The following is a 16101-nucleotide window of genomic DNA, read 5'->3' on the forward strand; positions in this document are numbered from 1 at the left end:
ATACTTAAGTCTAGTATTTGTCCTTAAGTCTAATATTTATCTAGGCCCATAAAGCCCATAAATGCCAAGCTCATTAATGCGGCGGTAATCATCCCGATAGCCGAACCTTTAAATGCAGCAGGCACGTCCGCACCTTCTAATCGCTCTCGCATGGACGCAAACAGTATTAGCACTAATGAAAAACCAAGTGCGCCACCTAGCCCAAAGAACAGTGATTCTAAAAAACTATGGCTGGCTTGCGCATTGAGTAGCGGGATGCCAAGCACCGCGCAGTTGGTGGTGATTAGCGGCAGAAAAATACCCAAGCCTTGGTGTAGGGTGGGGAAGTTCTTTTCCATGACCATTTCTGTTAACTGTACTACGCCAGCAATAATCACAATGAAAGAAAGTGTGCGCAGATAAAACAGGCCATTTGGCTCCAGCAGGTAGTGATTGATACCCCAGCTCGTCATTGAACCCACGCTTAACACCAGCGCAGTGGCGCCGGCCATCCCGATAGAGGCTTCTAGTTTTTTAGAAACCCCCATGAATGGACACAAGCCCAAAATCTTGACTAGCACAATGTTGTTTACAAACACGGTGCCAATCAAAATCATGATGTAATGATGAAAATCGAAAGTCATATTTCAAATATGGGTTTCAGCGATAATTTTTTAGATTATACAGCGTTTGTTCCGGTGTAAATCAGTTAAGGGCACACTTGCGTTAAGTGTTTGATATATAAATGCTGCTATAAGTTTTTACTGCCGTTGAGTAAGTTGCAGGTTGATACTAGCGACGGCAATCTTGCACGAGGATTTTAGTGTTGTAGGTGTGATAATCTTTACGATGGGCGGTGTCTGCTGAAACGATGCTGGCTAATGTTTTTATAAAATCATCGTCAATTGGAAATTGTGCGTAATAAATACAGAAAATTATGAAACATTCAGGTTAAAATATAACATTATGAATCAGGTAGATTTCCTATGTTGCAAGGCAGTTTAGTTGCTATTGTTTCGCCCATGTTTGAAGATGGGCGTTTAGATATCCCATCTTTAAAAACATTGATTGATTTTCATATTGATCAAGGCTCGGATGGTATTGTGATTGTTGGCACTACAGGGGAGTCTCCTACTGTAGATTTTGATGAGCATTGCTTGCTTATTGAAACAGCCGTTGCGCAGGTGGCTGGCCGCGTTCCAGTGATTGCAGGTACTGGCGCTAACTCAACCAAAGAAGCCATCGTGCTGACACAAAAGGCAAAAGAGCTAGGCGCTGATGCCTGCCTTTTGGTTGCGCCTTATTACAACAAGCCAACGCAAGAGGGTTTGTATCAGCATTTTAAAGCCGTGGCCGATGCCGTGGCTATCCCGCAAATTCTTTATAACGTACCAGGCCGTACTGGCTGTGATATCAGCAATGACACTGTGCTGCGTTTAGCCACCCATGCCAATATTGTCGGTATCAAAGATGCGACAGGTGGTATCGAGCGTGGAACTGATTTGCTATTACGCGCTCCAAAAGAGTTCGCTATTTACAGTGGCGATGATGCAACTGCATTGTCTTTGATGTTATTAGGCGGGCATGGCGTGATTTCAGTTACCGCCAACGTTGCACCTAAGTTGATGCACGACATGTGTGTGTCTGCACTGGCTGGGGATGTAAAAGTCGCACGTGAAATCAATGCCAAACTGTTCGGTTTACATCAGAAGTTATTTGTAGAGGCGAATCCAATCCCGGTTAAATGGGTGTTGGCACAGATGGGCATGATTAAAACTGGCATTCGATTGCCAATGGTTAATTTATCAGCTCAGTACCATGAAGTTTTGCGCAAGGCGTGTGAGCCTGCGCAAATTCTATAACGAACAACAGAGTTCTAACACGAGGTTTGAATGAAACAAGTTAATTTCAACGCAGGCGCTTATCGTCTAGGCGTGTTGCGTAAAGCAAAGTCTGTAGTGCTGCCTTTGTTTTTAATGGCAAGTTTAAGTGCTTGTGATTCTATTCCTTTTATTGATACAAAATCAGATTACAAAGGTGCAGGCCGTTCACGTCCATTAGAAGTGCCGCCGGATTTAACCGCGAGTCCAGTAAGTGATGCTTATGCTGTGCCAGGTAGCGCGAGTTATTCTAGTTACAGCCAAGCGCAAGAGGGTCAAGAAGCCGGTGTTGAAAAAGTGTTGCAAAACCCTGATGGCGTGCGTATGGAAAAATCAGGCACACAGCGCTGGTTAGTGGTAAACGCGCCAGCTGAAAAAATATGGCCGGTGATTCGTGACTTCTGGACCGATATGGGCTTTGCTGTGCGTGTAGAAAACCCACAAGTTGGGTTTATGGAAACAGAGTGGATTGATGCTGAAGCGCTGAAAAAAGATGAGTCAGGCAACGCGCTGGATAAGTTTGATAAATGGCTGGATAAATTATCAGGCTTTGCTGATAAGAGAAAATTCCGTACACGCCTAGAGCATGGTAACGATACCGGTACCACCGAGATTTATATGACGCATCGTTCAGTGGTTGGTGCACCAGATGATGGTAAAACCCGTGTTAGAACGCAATTGGGTGAAATTGAAACCGGTTACAAAGCTGAAGCGGCAACTAACCCTAGAGGTGATGCCTTTGATGCAGAGTTGGATGCTGAGCTATTACGCCGCTTGATGGTGAAATTAGGTGTAGAAGAGAAAAAATCGCAAACGATACTTGCTGATGCAGCAGCTGCTAAGCATGCTGAGGTGGTGAAAGAGTCTGACGGTAGCGCCAGATTGCTACTGACTGACCAGTTCGACCGTGCGTGGCGCCGTGTAGGCTTGGCTCTGGATCGCGTTGGCTTTGTAATTGAAGACAGAGACCGTTCTAATGGACTTTTCTTTGTGCGTTACGCTGATGTTGATATTGACGACGCACCGAAGAAAAAGAAAGGTCTGATCGAGAGCATTAAATTCTGGGGCGATGATGAAGAGAAGAAACCTGAGTCAGTAGCCAAAAAAGAAGATAAAAGCATCGTGGATAGCTTGAAGTTCTGGGGTAGTGACGACAAACAAAAAGCTAACAAAGACCGCCAATACCGTATCAAAGTGAGTGACGGTGATAACGGTGCAGTGGTGACTGTGGTTGATGCCGAAGGTGCACGCATTCGTACCACAACGGCAAATAGAATTATTGCCCTGATGTACGAACAGTTACGCTAACTAAAATATAAGGCGGCTTCTTGGCCGCCTTTTTTATTAGGTGATGCGGCACGCTTCAAGGTGAGAGCGTTGCTTGCGCTACAGGCAGCTAGTTTAGGTAATCTCGGGCTTGTTGCCCCAGATTGTATATTCTCAGCGCTGTACCATCTCAGCAGCATTGCTACCCGCCTTTATTTATTGTCAGTTTATAGAAGAGAGATCAAACATGCGCTTTGCTTCGCTCGGTAGTGGCAGCGCTGGCAATGCGCTAGTGGTTGAAGTCAATAACACACGCTTGATGCTGGACTGTGGATTTAGCATTAAAGAAACCAGCAGTCGATTAGCTCGTCTGAATTTAAACCCTGAAGATTTAGCGGGCATCGTCATTACGCACGAGCATGACGACCACGCCGGCGGCGCCTTTAAGTTTGCTGCTAGGCATTATATCCCCGTTTGGCTCACCTATGGTACCCTCAAAATGGCCGAGCGATATTTCCCGAATCAGCACAACTTGCAACTGAATGTGATTGATAGCCACACGCCGTTTAGCGTGGCTGATGTTGAAGTGTGTCCATATCCTGTTCCGCATGATGCACGTGAACCTGTGCAGTGTGTATTTGGTGATGGTCAGCATCGCCTAGGGGTTCTGACTGACGTTGGGCGTACCACCGTGCATATTGAGCAGCAATTGAATGCTTGTGATGCGCTGGTGCTGGAGTGTAATCACGATAGCGCTATGCTGCGTAAGGGGCCTTATGCGGCATCTTTAAAGAAGCGTGTGGGCGGTGAGTGGGGGCATTTGGAGAATTCAGCCTCAGCTGATTTACTCGCGAAGTTAGATCGTTCTAAATTGCAGCATCTGATAGCTGCGCATCTAAGCGCAAAAAACAATACGCCGTTGCTGGCTCAATCTGCGTTAGCAGGGGTTGCTGGCTGTGCGCTGGATTGGATTGGTATTGCTGATCAGGCTTTGGGGTTCGACTGGCGTCAAATCAGCTAGCTTGGTTGATGTATAAAACGGATGCTAATTACTGAGGTTTCAGTGTTTAGACGTAAAAAAGCCGACTTGCGTCGGCTTTTTTAATAACTATTGATTAAACAATAAATTATTTTGCAGCTTCAGCAGGAGCAGCTTCAGCAGGAGCAGCTTCAGCAGCTGGTGCTTCAGCAGCAGGAGCAGCTTCAGCAGCTGGTGCTTCAGCAGCAGGAGCTTCAGCAGCTGGTGCTTCAACAGCTGGCGCTTCAACAGCAGGAGCTTCAGCAGCTTTTTCACCACAAGCAGTAACAGCAAGAGCTAACAATGCAGCTAACAAAACAGAACGTGTCATTTTAAATTTCCTTATGAGTTTAACTGGTTAAAAAACTGTTTTCGATACTACTTAAAAAGTGACTAATAACTATATCGAGTGGCGCAAATTCTAGCAGGAATTAAAAAAAAAAACACTACATTTCAAATATTAAGCTGAAATATAGTAAAAAAGTTCCCGCTTTCATGCAGCTTGCCCAAAAATGATTATTCAACACGAATAAAAAGCTGGTTATTCTGGGAAGATTGCCCGCTGCTGCTGGTCAATATGGCGCGGCTAACTTCATCTTTGTCTTGCATCATGCCGCCTAGATTAACCCATTCGCCGCGTTGCGCTCGTACTGTAGATGAGAGTTGCTCAAACTCTATGCGGCCATTCTGCTGCAGGCTGGAAAATGTAGGGGTAATTTCAAGTTCAACTTGGCTGCCTATGCTACGGGCACGCACTGTAAACCCTGTGCCGATATCTACAAACTCTGTACTGATTTGCCTAACTACGTAGCGGCGTGTGAGTGTTACCCATTCACTGGTGTAGGGAATGGATTCACCTACGCTGATATAGGCAGGTGCGCCATCTGTAACCCGAATAAACTGCTGGCTGCTTTGCTGTGAGTTAGTTTGGTTATCTTCTGCGCCTATTTGGATGCCATCCCTGCCCCCTCTCACATCATTTCCAGTCTGTATGGCGACATTGCCAATGCGAGTGCGGCCTTTGACTGCAGTGTTGCGGCTAGTACCTGTAACGTTATTCTGACGCTTAACGCTAATAGTGAAGTTTTCACGTGCAGTGTCTAGTGTGGCAATGGTTTGCTCAACTTCAGCCATCGTTTTACTATCTGTGCGGACGATCAGTTGGTTTTGTATGGCAGATGCTGTGCCATGGTTGCCAATAACGGCTTGTATCGTCGGTAAGACTTCTTCGGCAAAGCGATGCTGTAGGGTGAAAATTTTGAAATCATTAGCGGCATGGCTTTGCAGCGTGAGGCTAAATACCAATAACAGCCACAGCCAACGATTTTTTATCAATAGTCGTATCATGTTGATGCCTTATAAGCCTAATGGTGTGGTGCTCACCGTGTCTTGAATCGCCTCTGTCAGCTCCTCAAATCTAGTGTGAAGTGCTTTAACCGTTGTGACATCATCATAGGCATACTTAAATCGTGCCTGGTCGATATGTATGCGCTTAATGTAGTGTTTGCCATCCGCGAGAATAAAACAGTCTTTTGCATGCTTTGCGGACGGATTAGTAACGTGTACGCTCATTTTGTGCCCAAAGGTTTTAAGCAGGTTAAGCAGCCTGGGGCATTTGTCTTGGAAATATGCGCTATCTTGCAAAATAATGCTTAAGCGGCTGGTAATCTGCCGGCTTAAGAACTGCTGCAACAGTTCATAGGTAGCCAAGCCGGAGAACTCACCGAGCCTTAAATCTTGGTCAAAGATTAAAAGTTCATGCTCCGCACTTTGTATAATGAGCTTGATGGCCTCGTTATACAAATGCTCTCCAACTACGATTTTATCTGGCATCAATGTGCTGTCCATGATGGTAATAATACGCGCTATGCTTAATTAAAGTAAAGGTAGCCGGCCAGATACCAAACATGCAGTTGCTCAATGATTGCTGTCTCTATCTCGCCTACTTCTGCAATGTCGTCGCTGGTCAATTTACGGTGATCAGCCAGTGCGGTGAGCAACCTTGCTGACTGGCCTGTTGCAGCAATAGATTCACCGTTTAAATAAAAATACTGAGCGGTAAACAGCATTTGGCTTTTTAAATCTAGACAGATACCGTGCTGCAGCAGATTTTCATGGAATTTACGTATAGATATCTTTTTGTTTGGGTTGAAAAAGACATCTGCTTTAGGCTCTGATAAGTAGGACCCTAAAAAGTCTGCCACATGCTGATCTGACCACTGTATGGTTTTTAAAATGTCGGCCACTTTGCTAATCATGCCGTTGCCAATCTCGGCAGGGTGTTCTTGCAGGGTTAAATCAGCATCTTGATAGATACCGGGTAAGGCGTTTGCATCTTTATTGAGTTTATCTTGCATGAAGCCAAGAAACTCTGTGGCTAGCTCCTGCACTTTGGGCGCTCTGAATCCAATAGAGTAAGTCATGCAGTCTGTTTTGCCATCAGCTACCGCAATTCCCCAATGTGCTAAATGCGGCGGTAAATAGAGCAAGTCACCGGCTTCTACTAGCCACTCTTGTGCTGTGTCAAAGTTCTTTAAAATACGTAATGGTGCGCCTTCTACCAAACTTAAATCAGATTGCTCGCTAATGCGCCATAATCGCTTGCCTTGGCCTTGCAGCAAAAACACATCATAGCTATCAAAATGCGGCCCTACACCGCCGCCATCCGGTGCGTAGCTCACCATCAGGTCATCCAGTCTGGCATGTGGAATAAAATTAAATTGGCTCAGCAGTTCAGCCGCTTCAGGTAAGTGATGGTTCACACTCTGTACTAGTAAGGTCCAGCGGTGCTTAGGGTCTGGTTTTTCAGGCAGGTTTGTGAAGTCATTTTCATCAAATGGGCCATGGCTTGCATGCCATTTCCCTTTAATTTCTTCCACGATACGGGATTGAACCTCCTCTTCGCAAGCTAAGCCCGCCAGTTCGTCTGGGCTTAATAGCCCCTTAAATCCGGGGATTGCATTTTTAATCAGTAAAGGCTTTTTATGCCAATAGTGTTTTAAGAACTCGCTGGCGGTGATGCCGCCTAGTAGCTGTAGTGGTTGGTTAAGATTGTTCATGTGCCGTGTTGATTAATAATTCAGTGAATAATTATGCCATTGCCAATGGTTACAGGTGAGCATATATTAGCGTTAACCTGTAAAAATAAAGCAATGTGCTGCAATCTGTTATTTTTAAACCATCGTTGTATTATTTAAGGATGATGATATGAACGCTTCAGCTGACGCCTCTGTTCAAACCTTTCATGGTGGATGCCCACATGATTGTCCAGACACCTGTTCAATGGTGTACACGGTTAAAGATAAAAAATTGATTTCTGTGACGGGTAATACATCGCACCCAATGACACGCGGTGGCTTGTGTGTGAAATTAAAAGATTACGAAAAGCGTCACTACCACCCTGACCGTTTACTTTATCCGCTAAAACGTATAGGCCCCAAGGGCAGTAAGCAGTTTAAGCGTATATCTTGGGATGAGGCATTGGATGAGATTACCAGCAAATGGAAAGCGATTATTGATACAGATGGCCCGCATGCCATCATGCCGAATAGTTATTTAGGTAACCAAGGTTTAGTGCATGGGCTAAATGGTGGCGATGCTTTTTTTAATCGCATGGGTGCAACAGTGTGTGAGCGTACGTTTTGTGGTGAGGGTTCGTGTACTGCATGGTTGCTGACGGTAGGCCCTACCGCTGGGGTGGACCCAGAAAGTTTTGCACACGCCAAGTATATTGTCATATGGGCGTGCAACTCAGTGAGCACTAACTTACATCACTGGCACATCATCCATGAGGCACAAAAAAGAGGCGCTAAAGTTGTAGTCGTGGACTCCTATGCGTCTAAAACTGCAAAAGAAGCAGACTGGCATATTGCGCCAAAACCAGGCACGGATGGTGCGCTAGCGATGGCGATGATGAATGTGATTATTAGTGAAGGTTTAGTAGACCAAGACTATATCGATCAGTACACCGTAGGTTACAAAGAGCTAGCTGAGCGTGCTAACACTAGAACGCCAGAATGGGCAGCAGAAATTACAGGTATCTCAGCTGATGATATTCGAAAATTTGCACGCGAATACGCGACGACACCGCCAGCTGCAATCCGCTTAGGTGTTGCGTTAGAAAGAAGTTACGGTGGCAGCCAAGCGATTCGTGCGGTGGCAAGCTTGCCTGCGTTAATTGGCGCATGGCGCCATGTAGGTGGCGGTGCATTGCAATTCCCAGTATGGGAGCACCCTTATAAATTTGACGTGATTTCACGCCCAGATTTAATTCCTGAAGGCACCCCTGTGGTGAATAACTTGCAATTAGGCAGGGCGCTCACCGGTGAGCTAAACCTTAAAATACCGATTAAATCGATGATGGTATGGAATACCAATCCACTTACGCAAGCGCCTGAAACAGACAAGATAGTCAAAGGCTTGGAGCGTGAAGACCTGTTCTTGGTCGTCGCTGAGCATTTTATGTCTGATACCGCTGCCTATGCAGATATCGTATTGCCAGCCGCGATGGGTGCTGAGATGGAAGATATGGTGCTATCTTGGGGGCATTTGTATCTGACCTACAATGAGAAGTGTATAGATCCACCAGGTGAAGCCATCCCCAATAACGAGATTTTTAGACAGCTAGCCAAACGCATGGGCTATACCGATGCTAATTTCCAGTGGAATGATACTGAGTGCTTAGAGCATTATGTTGATTGGGATTCACCTACGTGTGATGGTATCGATTTAGATTATTTACGCCAGCATGGTTTTGCACGATTAAAAGCGTTTGGTGATAAAGACACGCGCGCACGCCATGCTAAAGGTGAGTTTCCTACCCCCACTGGTAAATGCCACTTTTTGGTAGAGGGTGCAAAAAACTTTGTGGCAGGGCCTTTCCGTCAAATGTATGAAGGTTTTCAACCGGGCGAAGATTTAGATAGCCTGCCAGATTACGTACCATCACGTGAAACGCCAGCAACTAATCCTGAACTTGCCGCCAAATACCCTTTAAATATTATTTCACCAAAGAGTCATGGCTTTTTAAACTCATGCTATGCCAATGTCACCGAAAAGATTAAAGGTCAAGGTGAGCAGTTTGTGATGATTAATCAGCTAGATGCTACCGCACGTAATATTAAAGCAGGTGATGTAGTGAAAGTGTTTAACGACCGCGGTGTGTTTGAAGGCGTGGCGAGGATATCTGATGATGTGAATGCAGGGATAGTGGTGGCTACGCTTGGTTATTGGCGGCAGTTGAATAATGGGACGGTGAATTGTATTAGCTCGGCTGAGTTTGGGGACATGGGACACTCGACTACGTTTAGTGATAATTTGGTGGAAGTGGCGCTGGGCTAGTGGTTAGTTGTTAGCGGTTAGTGTTAAAAGAGAGCTGCGTTAGTTAGCTAGTGTAGCTCTCTTTTTTAGCAAGGAGCACTCTCCCTCATTTTGGGGATGTTTAAGAATGCAGTAAAATCACGTTATGAATATTTACTCTCTTGCACGTCCTCTATTATTTCAGTTTGATGCTGAATCTGTTCACGACTTTACTTTAAAAAGCTTAAAAACTGCCGAGCGGTTAGGCGCTTTGAAGTTGTATCCATCGGCGCCGATTTGCCAGCCTAGACAGGTGATGGGCATTACTTTCCCCAATGCGGTAGGCTTAGCTGCAGGCTTGGATAAAAATGCTGCGGTGATTGATGGCATGGCAGCTTTGGGGTTTGGCTTTATTGAAGTCGGAACGATTACCCCTAGGCCGCAGCCTGGTAACCCTAAGCCACGTTTATTCCGCGTAGCTGAGGCGCAAGGTATCGTGAATCGCTTTGGTTTTAATAATTTAGGCGTAGATAACCTGATAGAAAACGTGAAAGCGGCTAAATATAAAGGTGTGCTTGGCATTAATATCGGTAAAAACTTTGATACGCCCAATGAAAGTGCGGTGAGTGATTATTTGATATGCATGCGTAAAGTGTATGCATATGCCAGTTATATCACGGTCAATATCTCCTCACCCAACACTAAAAACTTACGCGCTTTGCAAGAAAAAGAAGCTTTGTCAGATTTGCTTGCTACATTAAAAGCAGAGCAGTTGAAATTGGCCGAGCAGTTTGGTCGCTATGTGCCGATTGCTTTGAAAATTGCACCGGATTTAGAGCTTGAACAAGTGAATGAAATTGCAGATTTGCTCATGGCGCATAAAATAGATGGTGTGATTGCAACCAATACCACGCTCTCGCGTGATGCGGTACAAGGTATGCAAAATGCTGCAGAAACTGGCGGCTTGTCTGGCGCGCCAGTGCGAGATAAATCTACAGTGGTGATTCAGCAGTTATCGCAGCGCTTACAAGGTGCGCTACCAATTATTGGGGTAGGCGGTATTTTGAGTGGTGCTGATGCGGTAGAAAAAATTGCGGCGGGCGCGAGTTTGGTGCAGTTATACAGTGGTTTAATCTATAAAGGCCCACAGCTGATTCGTGACGTAGCGCAGGCATTGGGCTAATTTCGCTTTCTGTCGATGACCTTGCCGATCTTATATTCGTATCGCCGTTGTCCTTATGCCATGCGAGCTCGCATGGCATTAAAGTATGCTGGTATTGCAGTAGAAATACGCGAGATATCATTGCGTGATAAACCTGCACATTTGCTTGAAGTCTCACCCAAAGGTACGGTGCCTGTATTAGTAACGGCAGAAGGTTCCGTGCTTGAGCAAAGCTTGGATATCATGCATTGGGCATTGCAGCAAAGCGACCCTGACGGCTGGCTCTCGGCAGATGCCACGCAAACACAACAGTTCATTACTGAAAACGATACCAGCTTTAAACAGGCTTTAGATCGTTATAAATACGCGATACGCTTTCCTGAGCAAGCGATGGAGGACTATCGTTCCCTCGGTGAGGTGTTCTTAGCCAAGCTTGAGCAGAAACTAAGCCAAACAGCCTTTTTAATGGGGGCTAAGCTGACGTTAGCCGATATTGCTATCTTCCCATTTGTTCGCCAGTTCTCTGCGGTAGATGCGGTATGGTTTGAGTCTGCAAACTATCCTAAGTTAAAGACCTGGCTGAATTTGATGCTGTCATCTGCGCTGTTTAATAGCATTATGGATAAGCATCCGGTTTATTCCGCGCAGTGAGTCGGCTGGCTACCAATCGCCAAACATTTAGTTCGACTCTGTTTTCCAGTGCGGCAGGCGCCATTCAAAGTAAATCGCTAAGATACGTAATATCGTCATCAAGGCGGCAGGGATAAAGATGCAAAGCCAGGATGCCAGATGGAGTTGGTTAAGCAAGCACACCAGCAAGCCACCTAAGAACGCAATTACCGCATATGGCTGGTAATCACTAAAGGCTTTAGGGATTTCGTCGCAAAAGATATCTCGTAATACGCCACCAAACACCGCGGTCATCACCCCCATCAAGGTGCATATAATCACAGGTAGTTGCTGCTGTAATGCGATTTGTGTGCCTAGCGCGGCATATAAACCCAAGCCTAATGCATCGGGGATGAGGATAGCGCGCTCGGTGAGCTGTATATGTTTATTACGCATAAACAACATAGCAAGCATACATACGCACAGCATGAGCCATATCCAGTTGGCGTGATCAACCCAGAAGAACGGGCGCCGATCAAGCAGCACGTCACGTAAAGTACCGCCACCAAAGGCTGCTACCCCGGTGACCACGAACACGCCAAAGGCATCTAGCTTCTTTCTGGCGCCAGCAACTAGCCCAGAAAGTGCAAAGGCCGACGTGGCAAAAATCTCAATAGCCACTTGTAGCGTGGATGCAGTGACATCGACCATGGCTGAGTACCTTAATAGCAAGTGGTGACTGTTTGTTCACTCAACAACGCAACTGCATCGTGCGTTGCGGCGCGATGCAGGTCAACAAACAGTCGGTGAGATTTAAGTGGTTGCTAAGTCTTTAGCCTCGTTTTGATTATTTTCTTCAAAGATGAGTTTTACTTCGTCTTTGTCATCAATATCCACGTGTACATTGCCGCCGTTAGCCAGTTTGCCAAATAGCAATTCATCAGCCAGCGCTTTGCGGATAGTGTCTTGAATCAACCTTGCCATTGGGCGTGCACCCATGAGTGGGTCAAATCCTTTTCTGCCGAGGTGTGCTTTTAGTGCATCACTGAATGTGGCTTCAACTTTTTTCTCATGCAATTGGTCTTCTAGTTGAATCAAGAATTTATCCACAACACGGATAATAATGTCTTGTGACAACGCTGTGAACGAAACAGTAGCATCTAACCTGTTGCGGAACTCAGGAGAGAATAAACGTTTGATATCTGCCTGCTCATCACCAGCTTGTTTCGCTGTGGTGAAGCCCATGTTGGATTTAGACAAGCTCTCGGCACCAGCGTTGGTGGTCATGATAATGGTAACGTTTCTAAAGTCTGCCTTGCGGCCATTGTTATCCGTGAGCGTACCGTGATCCATTACTTGCAGTAAGATGTTGAAAATATCTGGGTGCGCTTTTTCAATCTCATCTAATAGCAATACGCAGTATGGGTGCTTAGTAATTGCTTCGGTCATTAGACCGCCTTGTTCAAAGCCCACATAGCCCGGAGGCGCACCAATTAAGCGTGATACGGCATGGCGCTCCATGTATTCACTCATATCAAAGCGAATCAGTTCTATGCCCATAATGTAAGCCAGTTGTTTTGCAACCTCTGTTTTACCTACGCCAGTAGGGCCACTGAACAGGAAGCTACCAATCGGCTTGTTGTTTTGACCCAAACCGCTACGTGCCATTTTAACGGCAGAGGATAGTGCCTCGATGGCTTTGTCTTGACCAAATACCACCGCTTTTAGGTCGCGTTCCAGCGTTTTTAGTGCGTTGCGGTCATCGCTAGAGATATTTTTGGGCGGAATGCGCGCAATTTTGGCAATAATGTCTTCAATCTCTTTATTGCCAATCACTTTTTTCTGTTTAGATTTTGGCAAGATGCGTTGTGCTGCGCCGGCCTCATCAATCACATCAATCGCTTTGTCTGGTAGGTGACGGTCATTGATATATTTGGCAGATAATTCTGCTGCTGTAGTGAGCGCCGCTACTGTATATTTCACGCTATGGTGTGTTTCAAAGCGTGATTTAAGTCCCTTGAGGATTTCAATGGTTTCGGCAACGCTAGGTTCTACCACATCTACCTTTTGGAAGCGGCGAGATAGTGCGTGGTCTTTTTCAAAGATACCGCGATATTCTTGGTAAGTCGTAGCGCCTATGCATTTGAGCGAGCCATTAGATAACGCTGGCTTCAATAGGTTGCTTGCATCTAAAGTACCGCCGCTAGCAGAGCCTGCGCCAATCAATGTATGAATTTCATCAATAAACAGAATCGCGTCAGGCTTTTCTTCCAATTGCTTCATTACCGCTTTTAGGCGTTGTTCAAAGTCGCCACGGTATTTGGTCCCTGCAAGCAAGGCACCCATGTCGAGTGAGTACACCACGGCATTAGCAAGTACATCAGGAATATCTTTTTCTACAATACGGCGAGCTAAGCCTTCAGCGATGGCGGTCTTACCAACACCAGCTTCGCCTACTAGCAGTGGGTTGTTTTTACGGCGGCGGCATAAAGTCTGTACCACGCGCTCTAGTTCGGATGCGCGGCCAATCAGCGGGTCAATTTTGCCTGCCACAACTTGTGAGTTCAGGTTAAGCGTGTAGTTCTCAAGTGCGCCATTGGGTGCTGCTTCAGCCTCGGCTTCTTGTTCACCGCCCTCTGGTTTAGCTGTTTCGCCGATTTTCGAAACGCCATGAGAAATAAAGTTAACGATGTCTAGGCGAGTGATGCCTTGTTGATGCAAAAAGAATACAGCGTGTGAATCTTTTTCGCCAAAAATAGCTACGAGTACATTCGCGCCGGTCACTTCTTTTTTGCCAGAAGACTGTACATGCAACATAGCGCGCTGGATTACACGTTGGAAGCCCAAGGTTGGTTGCGTATCCACATCATCTTGCCCAATCACCGTTGGGGTGTGCTCTTCAATGTACTGATTTAACTCGGTACGCAATGTTTCTAACTTTGCGCCGCATGCACGCAGAACCTCAGCCGCGGTTGGGTTGTCAATCATTGCGAGCAGCAAATGCTCAACCGTGATGAGCTCGTGGCGTTTTTGTCTTGCGTCCATAAACGCCATGTGCAAACTAACTTCTAATTCCTGCGCTATCATCTCGGTACCTAACTTTCTATTATGTATCTCGCCTACATTTATGCCATTTCAATGATGCACTGCAATGGATGCTGCGATTGCCTTGCATAGCTCACTACTTGATTCATCTTTGTTTCTGCAATGTCTTGTGGGTAAATGCCACATATACCAGCACCCTCAGTATGTACTTTGAGCATAATTTGCGTTGCTTGTTCACGGCTCTTATTAAAAAAACGCTCAATGACTTCAACAACGAACTCCATTGGTGTGTAGTCGTCATTTAACAGTAGCACTTTAAACATGGGGGGTAATTTTGGTTTTGCAACCTCAGGCTTAAGTGCAATGTCATTTTCGTGCGGTTTATTTGCCATAGTATGAGTCTATTTTGAGCCAAACTGAAAAAAATTCAAGTGTAATTTGGTTTATCTCGAAGAGATATTGTTGCGAACAGGTAATCAGCGATTGCCTAGGCTAAGGGAAGATTTTGACGCTTTTTACAATTCTATCTTGCGTCTGCAATATCTCAAGGCGGTGAGAGCCAATTTTGAAGCTGGTGTTGGGCTCAGGGATGTCTTCAAAATGCTCAAGAATCAAACCATTGAGCGTGCGCGGGCCATCTAGTGGCAACTCAAGATTTAATTTTTTATTAAGGTCACGCAATGTGCTGGTGCCATCGGCCAGCCAGCTACCGTCCTCTTCCTGGTGATAGCTGCCCAGTCTGGAAGGTAGCTGTGTATTAAAGTCACCAATCACTTCTTCTAAAATATCTTCTAAGGTGACTAAACCTTTTAACTCACCATATTCATCCACCACTAGCGCAATCCGCTCGTGATTCTCCTGAAACTGCTGAATCTGGGTAAATAGAGGCGTGCCGGACGGGATGAAATAAGAGTCGTCAATTACTTCAAGTAAGGCGGCTTTACTAAAATCATCTCGCTGGTAGTGTTCACGCAACTGGTTAATCACTTTACGTACATGCAAAATACCAATGATTTCTTCAGACTCACCCTGACGCACTGGCAGGCGTGTGTGATGTGTATTGGTGATGTGGCTTAGGATGTCTTCTAATGGCGCATCAAAATTAATGCTTTCAATCATGGTGTGCGCCGTCATGACGTCATCTACGGTGATTTTTTCCAGCTCAAACAGGTTTAATAAAATGGTGCGGTGCTTCTTGGGCATAAAGTGCCCAGCGTCAGTCACAATGCTGCGTAGCTCGTCCATGGTGAGTGATTGTGCTTGTGCATCAAAATTCACTTTAACCCTAAGTAAGCGTAATAAGCCTACGACAAACAGGTTAACAAACCATACGATTGGATACAGTGCTTTTAGCAATGGATACAAGATATAGCTGGCAAAGAACGCAAGCTTTTCTGGGTATGCCGCTGCGATGACTTTTGGCGAGATTTCACTAAACACTAAAATAGCAAAAGTCACAGTCATGGTGCCAAACATGAGTGTCCATTCCCCCTCACCAAACAGCTCAACGACGATAATGGTGACCAAGGTTGCAGATGCGGCATTGGCAAAGTTATTGCAGAGTAGGATTACACCTAACAGTTTGTCGGTTTTTAGCAGCAGAAACGTTGCCAGCCTAGCTCCACGATGTCCTTGGTTCGCTAAATGTTTTAAACGATAGCGGTTAACCGACATCAAGCTGGTTTCAGCAAGTGAGAAAAAGCCTGAAATTAAAAGCAGAACGGCTAGGGCGCCAAGCTGCCAAGAAATGGGTATGTTGTCCAAAGTATGATGTGATGGTTACTACGAAGAGATAGTGTATACGTGATAAGGGCTTAGAACAAGTGTGGTGATTTTCTGCACGT

Annotated in this window: 15 protein-coding genes; 6 read left to right on the forward strand and 9 right to left on the reverse strand. The window is 45.6% G+C overall.

The annotated features are described in order from the left end of the window. Positions 1 to 29: 29 nt before the first annotated feature. Entirely contained in the window at positions 30 to 623 is a 594-nt protein-coding gene (gene rsxA / locus ACSSU7_RS11475; protein ID WP_135278586.1) for an electron transport complex subunit RsxA, read from the reverse strand. 342 nt (positions 624 to 965) lie between these two features. On the opposite strand from rsxA, the gene dapA reads away from it, so the two are divergent. The 3 genes from dapA to ACSSU7_RS11490 all read left to right on the forward strand — a co-directional run bounded on the left by dapA (position 966) and on the right by ACSSU7_RS11490 (position 4146). Further along, a complete protein-coding gene (gene dapA, locus ACSSU7_RS11480) occupies positions 966 to 1841 on the forward strand; it encodes a 4-hydroxy-tetrahydrodipicolinate synthase (RefSeq protein WP_135278585.1) in 876 nt (291 codons plus the stop codon). A 30-nt stretch (positions 1842 to 1871) separates the two neighbouring features. Next, positions 1872 to 3167 carry an NlpB/DapX family lipoprotein gene (bamC, locus tag ACSSU7_RS11485; protein ID WP_492516601.1) on the forward strand — a complete coding sequence of 432 codons (1296 nt, stop codon included), beginning with the start codon at positions 1872 to 1874 and terminating at the stop codon, positions 3165 to 3167. A gap of 205 nt (positions 3168 to 3372) precedes the next feature. Further along, on the forward strand, positions 3373 to 4146 hold the full coding sequence (locus ACSSU7_RS11490) for an MBL fold metallo-hydrolase (RefSeq protein ID WP_492516602.1): 774 nt from the start codon (positions 3373 to 3375) through the stop codon (positions 4144 to 4146). 106 nt (positions 4147 to 4252) lie between these two features. Here the strand turns inward: ACSSU7_RS11490 and ACSSU7_RS11495 are convergent, their stop codons facing one another. The 4 genes from ACSSU7_RS11495 to ACSSU7_RS11510 form a co-directional block, all read right to left on the reverse strand. Then, positions 4253 to 4474 carry a hypothetical protein gene (locus tag ACSSU7_RS11495; RefSeq protein ID WP_492516603.1) on the reverse strand — a complete coding sequence of 74 codons (222 nt, stop codon included), beginning with the start codon at positions 4472 to 4474 and terminating at the stop codon, positions 4253 to 4255. 185 nt (positions 4475 to 4659) lie between these two features. Then, positions 4660 to 5490 (reverse strand): secretin GspD/PilQ domain-containing protein, encoded by an 831-nt coding sequence (locus tag ACSSU7_RS11500; protein WP_492516604.1) that lies wholly within the window; start codon positions 5488 to 5490, stop codon positions 4660 to 4662. Between the two features lie 9 nt (positions 5491 to 5499). Then, positions 5500 to 5991 carry a DUF7931 domain-containing protein gene (locus ACSSU7_RS11505; RefSeq protein WP_492516605.1) on the reverse strand — a complete coding sequence of 164 codons (492 nt, stop codon included), beginning with the start codon at positions 5989 to 5991 and terminating at the stop codon, positions 5500 to 5502. Positions 5992 to 6014: 23 nt separating this feature from the next. Further along, positions 6015 to 7202 carry a JmjC domain-containing protein gene (locus ACSSU7_RS11510; RefSeq protein WP_492516606.1) on the reverse strand — a complete coding sequence of 396 codons (1188 nt, stop codon included), beginning with the start codon at positions 7200 to 7202 and terminating at the stop codon, positions 6015 to 6017. A 148-nt stretch (positions 7203 to 7350) separates the two neighbouring features. Here ACSSU7_RS11510 and ACSSU7_RS11515 point away from each other — a divergent pair, with 148 nt between their 5' ends. From ACSSU7_RS11515 to ACSSU7_RS11525, 3 genes are all read left to right on the forward strand, one after another. After that, positions 7351 to 9483, forward strand: a complete 2133-nt coding sequence (locus ACSSU7_RS11515; protein ID WP_492516607.1) for a molybdopterin-containing oxidoreductase family protein — start codon at positions 7351 to 7353, stop codon at positions 9481 to 9483. 124 nt (positions 9484 to 9607) lie between these two features. Next, a complete protein-coding gene (locus tag ACSSU7_RS11520) occupies positions 9608 to 10624 on the forward strand; it encodes a quinone-dependent dihydroorotate dehydrogenase (RefSeq protein WP_492516608.1) in 1017 nt (338 codons plus the stop codon). A gap of 15 nt (positions 10625 to 10639) precedes the next feature. Continuing rightward, positions 10640 to 11254, forward strand: a complete 615-nt coding sequence (locus tag ACSSU7_RS11525; RefSeq protein WP_492516609.1) for a glutathione S-transferase — start codon at positions 10640 to 10642, stop codon at positions 11252 to 11254. A gap of 27 nt (positions 11255 to 11281) precedes the next feature. Here ACSSU7_RS11525 and ACSSU7_RS11530 read toward each other — a convergent pair whose 3' ends face one another. The 4 genes from ACSSU7_RS11530 to ACSSU7_RS11545 form a co-directional block, all read right to left on the reverse strand. Further along, the gene (locus ACSSU7_RS11530) at positions 11282 to 11923 is read right to left on the reverse strand and encodes a trimeric intracellular cation channel family protein (protein WP_492516610.1); all 642 of its coding nucleotides are present in this window, start codon (positions 11921 to 11923) and stop codon (positions 11282 to 11284) included. A 102-nt stretch (positions 11924 to 12025) separates the two neighbouring features. Beyond that, on the reverse strand, positions 12026 to 14299 hold the full coding sequence (gene clpA, locus ACSSU7_RS11535; protein WP_492516611.1) for an ATP-dependent Clp protease ATP-binding subunit ClpA: 2274 nt from the start codon (positions 14297 to 14299) through the stop codon (positions 12026 to 12028). Between the two features lie 38 nt (positions 14300 to 14337). Continuing rightward, positions 14338 to 14649, reverse strand: coding sequence for an ATP-dependent Clp protease adapter ClpS (gene clpS / locus ACSSU7_RS11540; RefSeq protein WP_135278575.1), 312 nt, complete (start codon positions 14647 to 14649; stop codon positions 14338 to 14340). A gap of 100 nt (positions 14650 to 14749) precedes the next feature. Then, positions 14750 to 16021 (reverse strand): HlyC/CorC family transporter, encoded by a 1272-nt coding sequence (locus ACSSU7_RS11545; protein WP_492516612.1) that lies wholly within the window; start codon positions 16019 to 16021, stop codon positions 14750 to 14752. Between the last annotated feature and the right edge of the window lie 80 nt (positions 16022 to 16101).

It is taken from the genome of Methylotenera sp. E1MeOHC1 (genome assembly GCF_058745595.1).

Coding starts and splice junctions, on each gene's coding strand:
- ACSSU7_RS11515 (WP_492516607.1), top strand. CDS start 7,351: ATGAACGCTTCAGCTGACGCCTCTGTTCAAACCTTTCATGGTGGATGC.
- ACSSU7_RS11525 (WP_492516609.1), top strand. CDS start 10,640: ATGACCTTGCCGATCTTATATTCGTATCGCCGTTGTCCTTATGCCATG.
- rsxA (WP_135278586.1), bottom strand. CDS start 623: ATGACTTTCGATTTTCATCATTACATCATGATTTTGATTGGCACCGTG.
- clpA (WP_492516611.1), bottom strand. CDS start 14,299: ATGATAGCGCAGGAATTAGAAGTTAGTTTGCACATGGCGTTTATGGAC.
- bamC (WP_492516601.1), top strand. CDS start 1,872: ATGAAACAAGTTAATTTCAACGCAGGCGCTTATCGTCTAGGCGTGTTG.
- ACSSU7_RS11500 (WP_492516604.1), bottom strand. CDS start 5,490: ATGATACGACTATTGATAAAAAATCGTTGGCTGTGGCTGTTATTGGTA.
- clpS (WP_135278575.1), bottom strand. CDS start 14,649: ATGGCAAATAAACCGCACGAAAATGACATTGCACTTAAGCCTGAGGTT.
- ACSSU7_RS11495 (WP_492516603.1), bottom strand. CDS start 4,474: ATGACACGTTCTGTTTTGTTAGCTGCATTGTTAGCTCTTGCTGTTACT.
- dapA (WP_135278585.1), top strand. CDS start 966: ATGTTGCAAGGCAGTTTAGTTGCTATTGTTTCGCCCATGTTTGAAGAT.
- ACSSU7_RS11520 (WP_492516608.1), top strand. CDS start 9,608: ATGAATATTTACTCTCTTGCACGTCCTCTATTATTTCAGTTTGATGCT.
- ACSSU7_RS11505 (WP_492516605.1), bottom strand. CDS start 5,991: ATGGACAGCACATTGATGCCAGATAAAATCGTAGTTGGAGAGCATTTG.
- ACSSU7_RS11530 (WP_492516610.1), bottom strand. CDS start 11,923: ATGGTCGATGTCACTGCATCCACGCTACAAGTGGCTATTGAGATTTTT.
- ACSSU7_RS11510 (WP_492516606.1), bottom strand. CDS start 7,202: ATGAACAATCTTAACCAACCACTACAGCTACTAGGCGGCATCACCGCC.
- ACSSU7_RS11490 (WP_492516602.1), top strand. CDS start 3,373: ATGCGCTTTGCTTCGCTCGGTAGTGGCAGCGCTGGCAATGCGCTAGTG.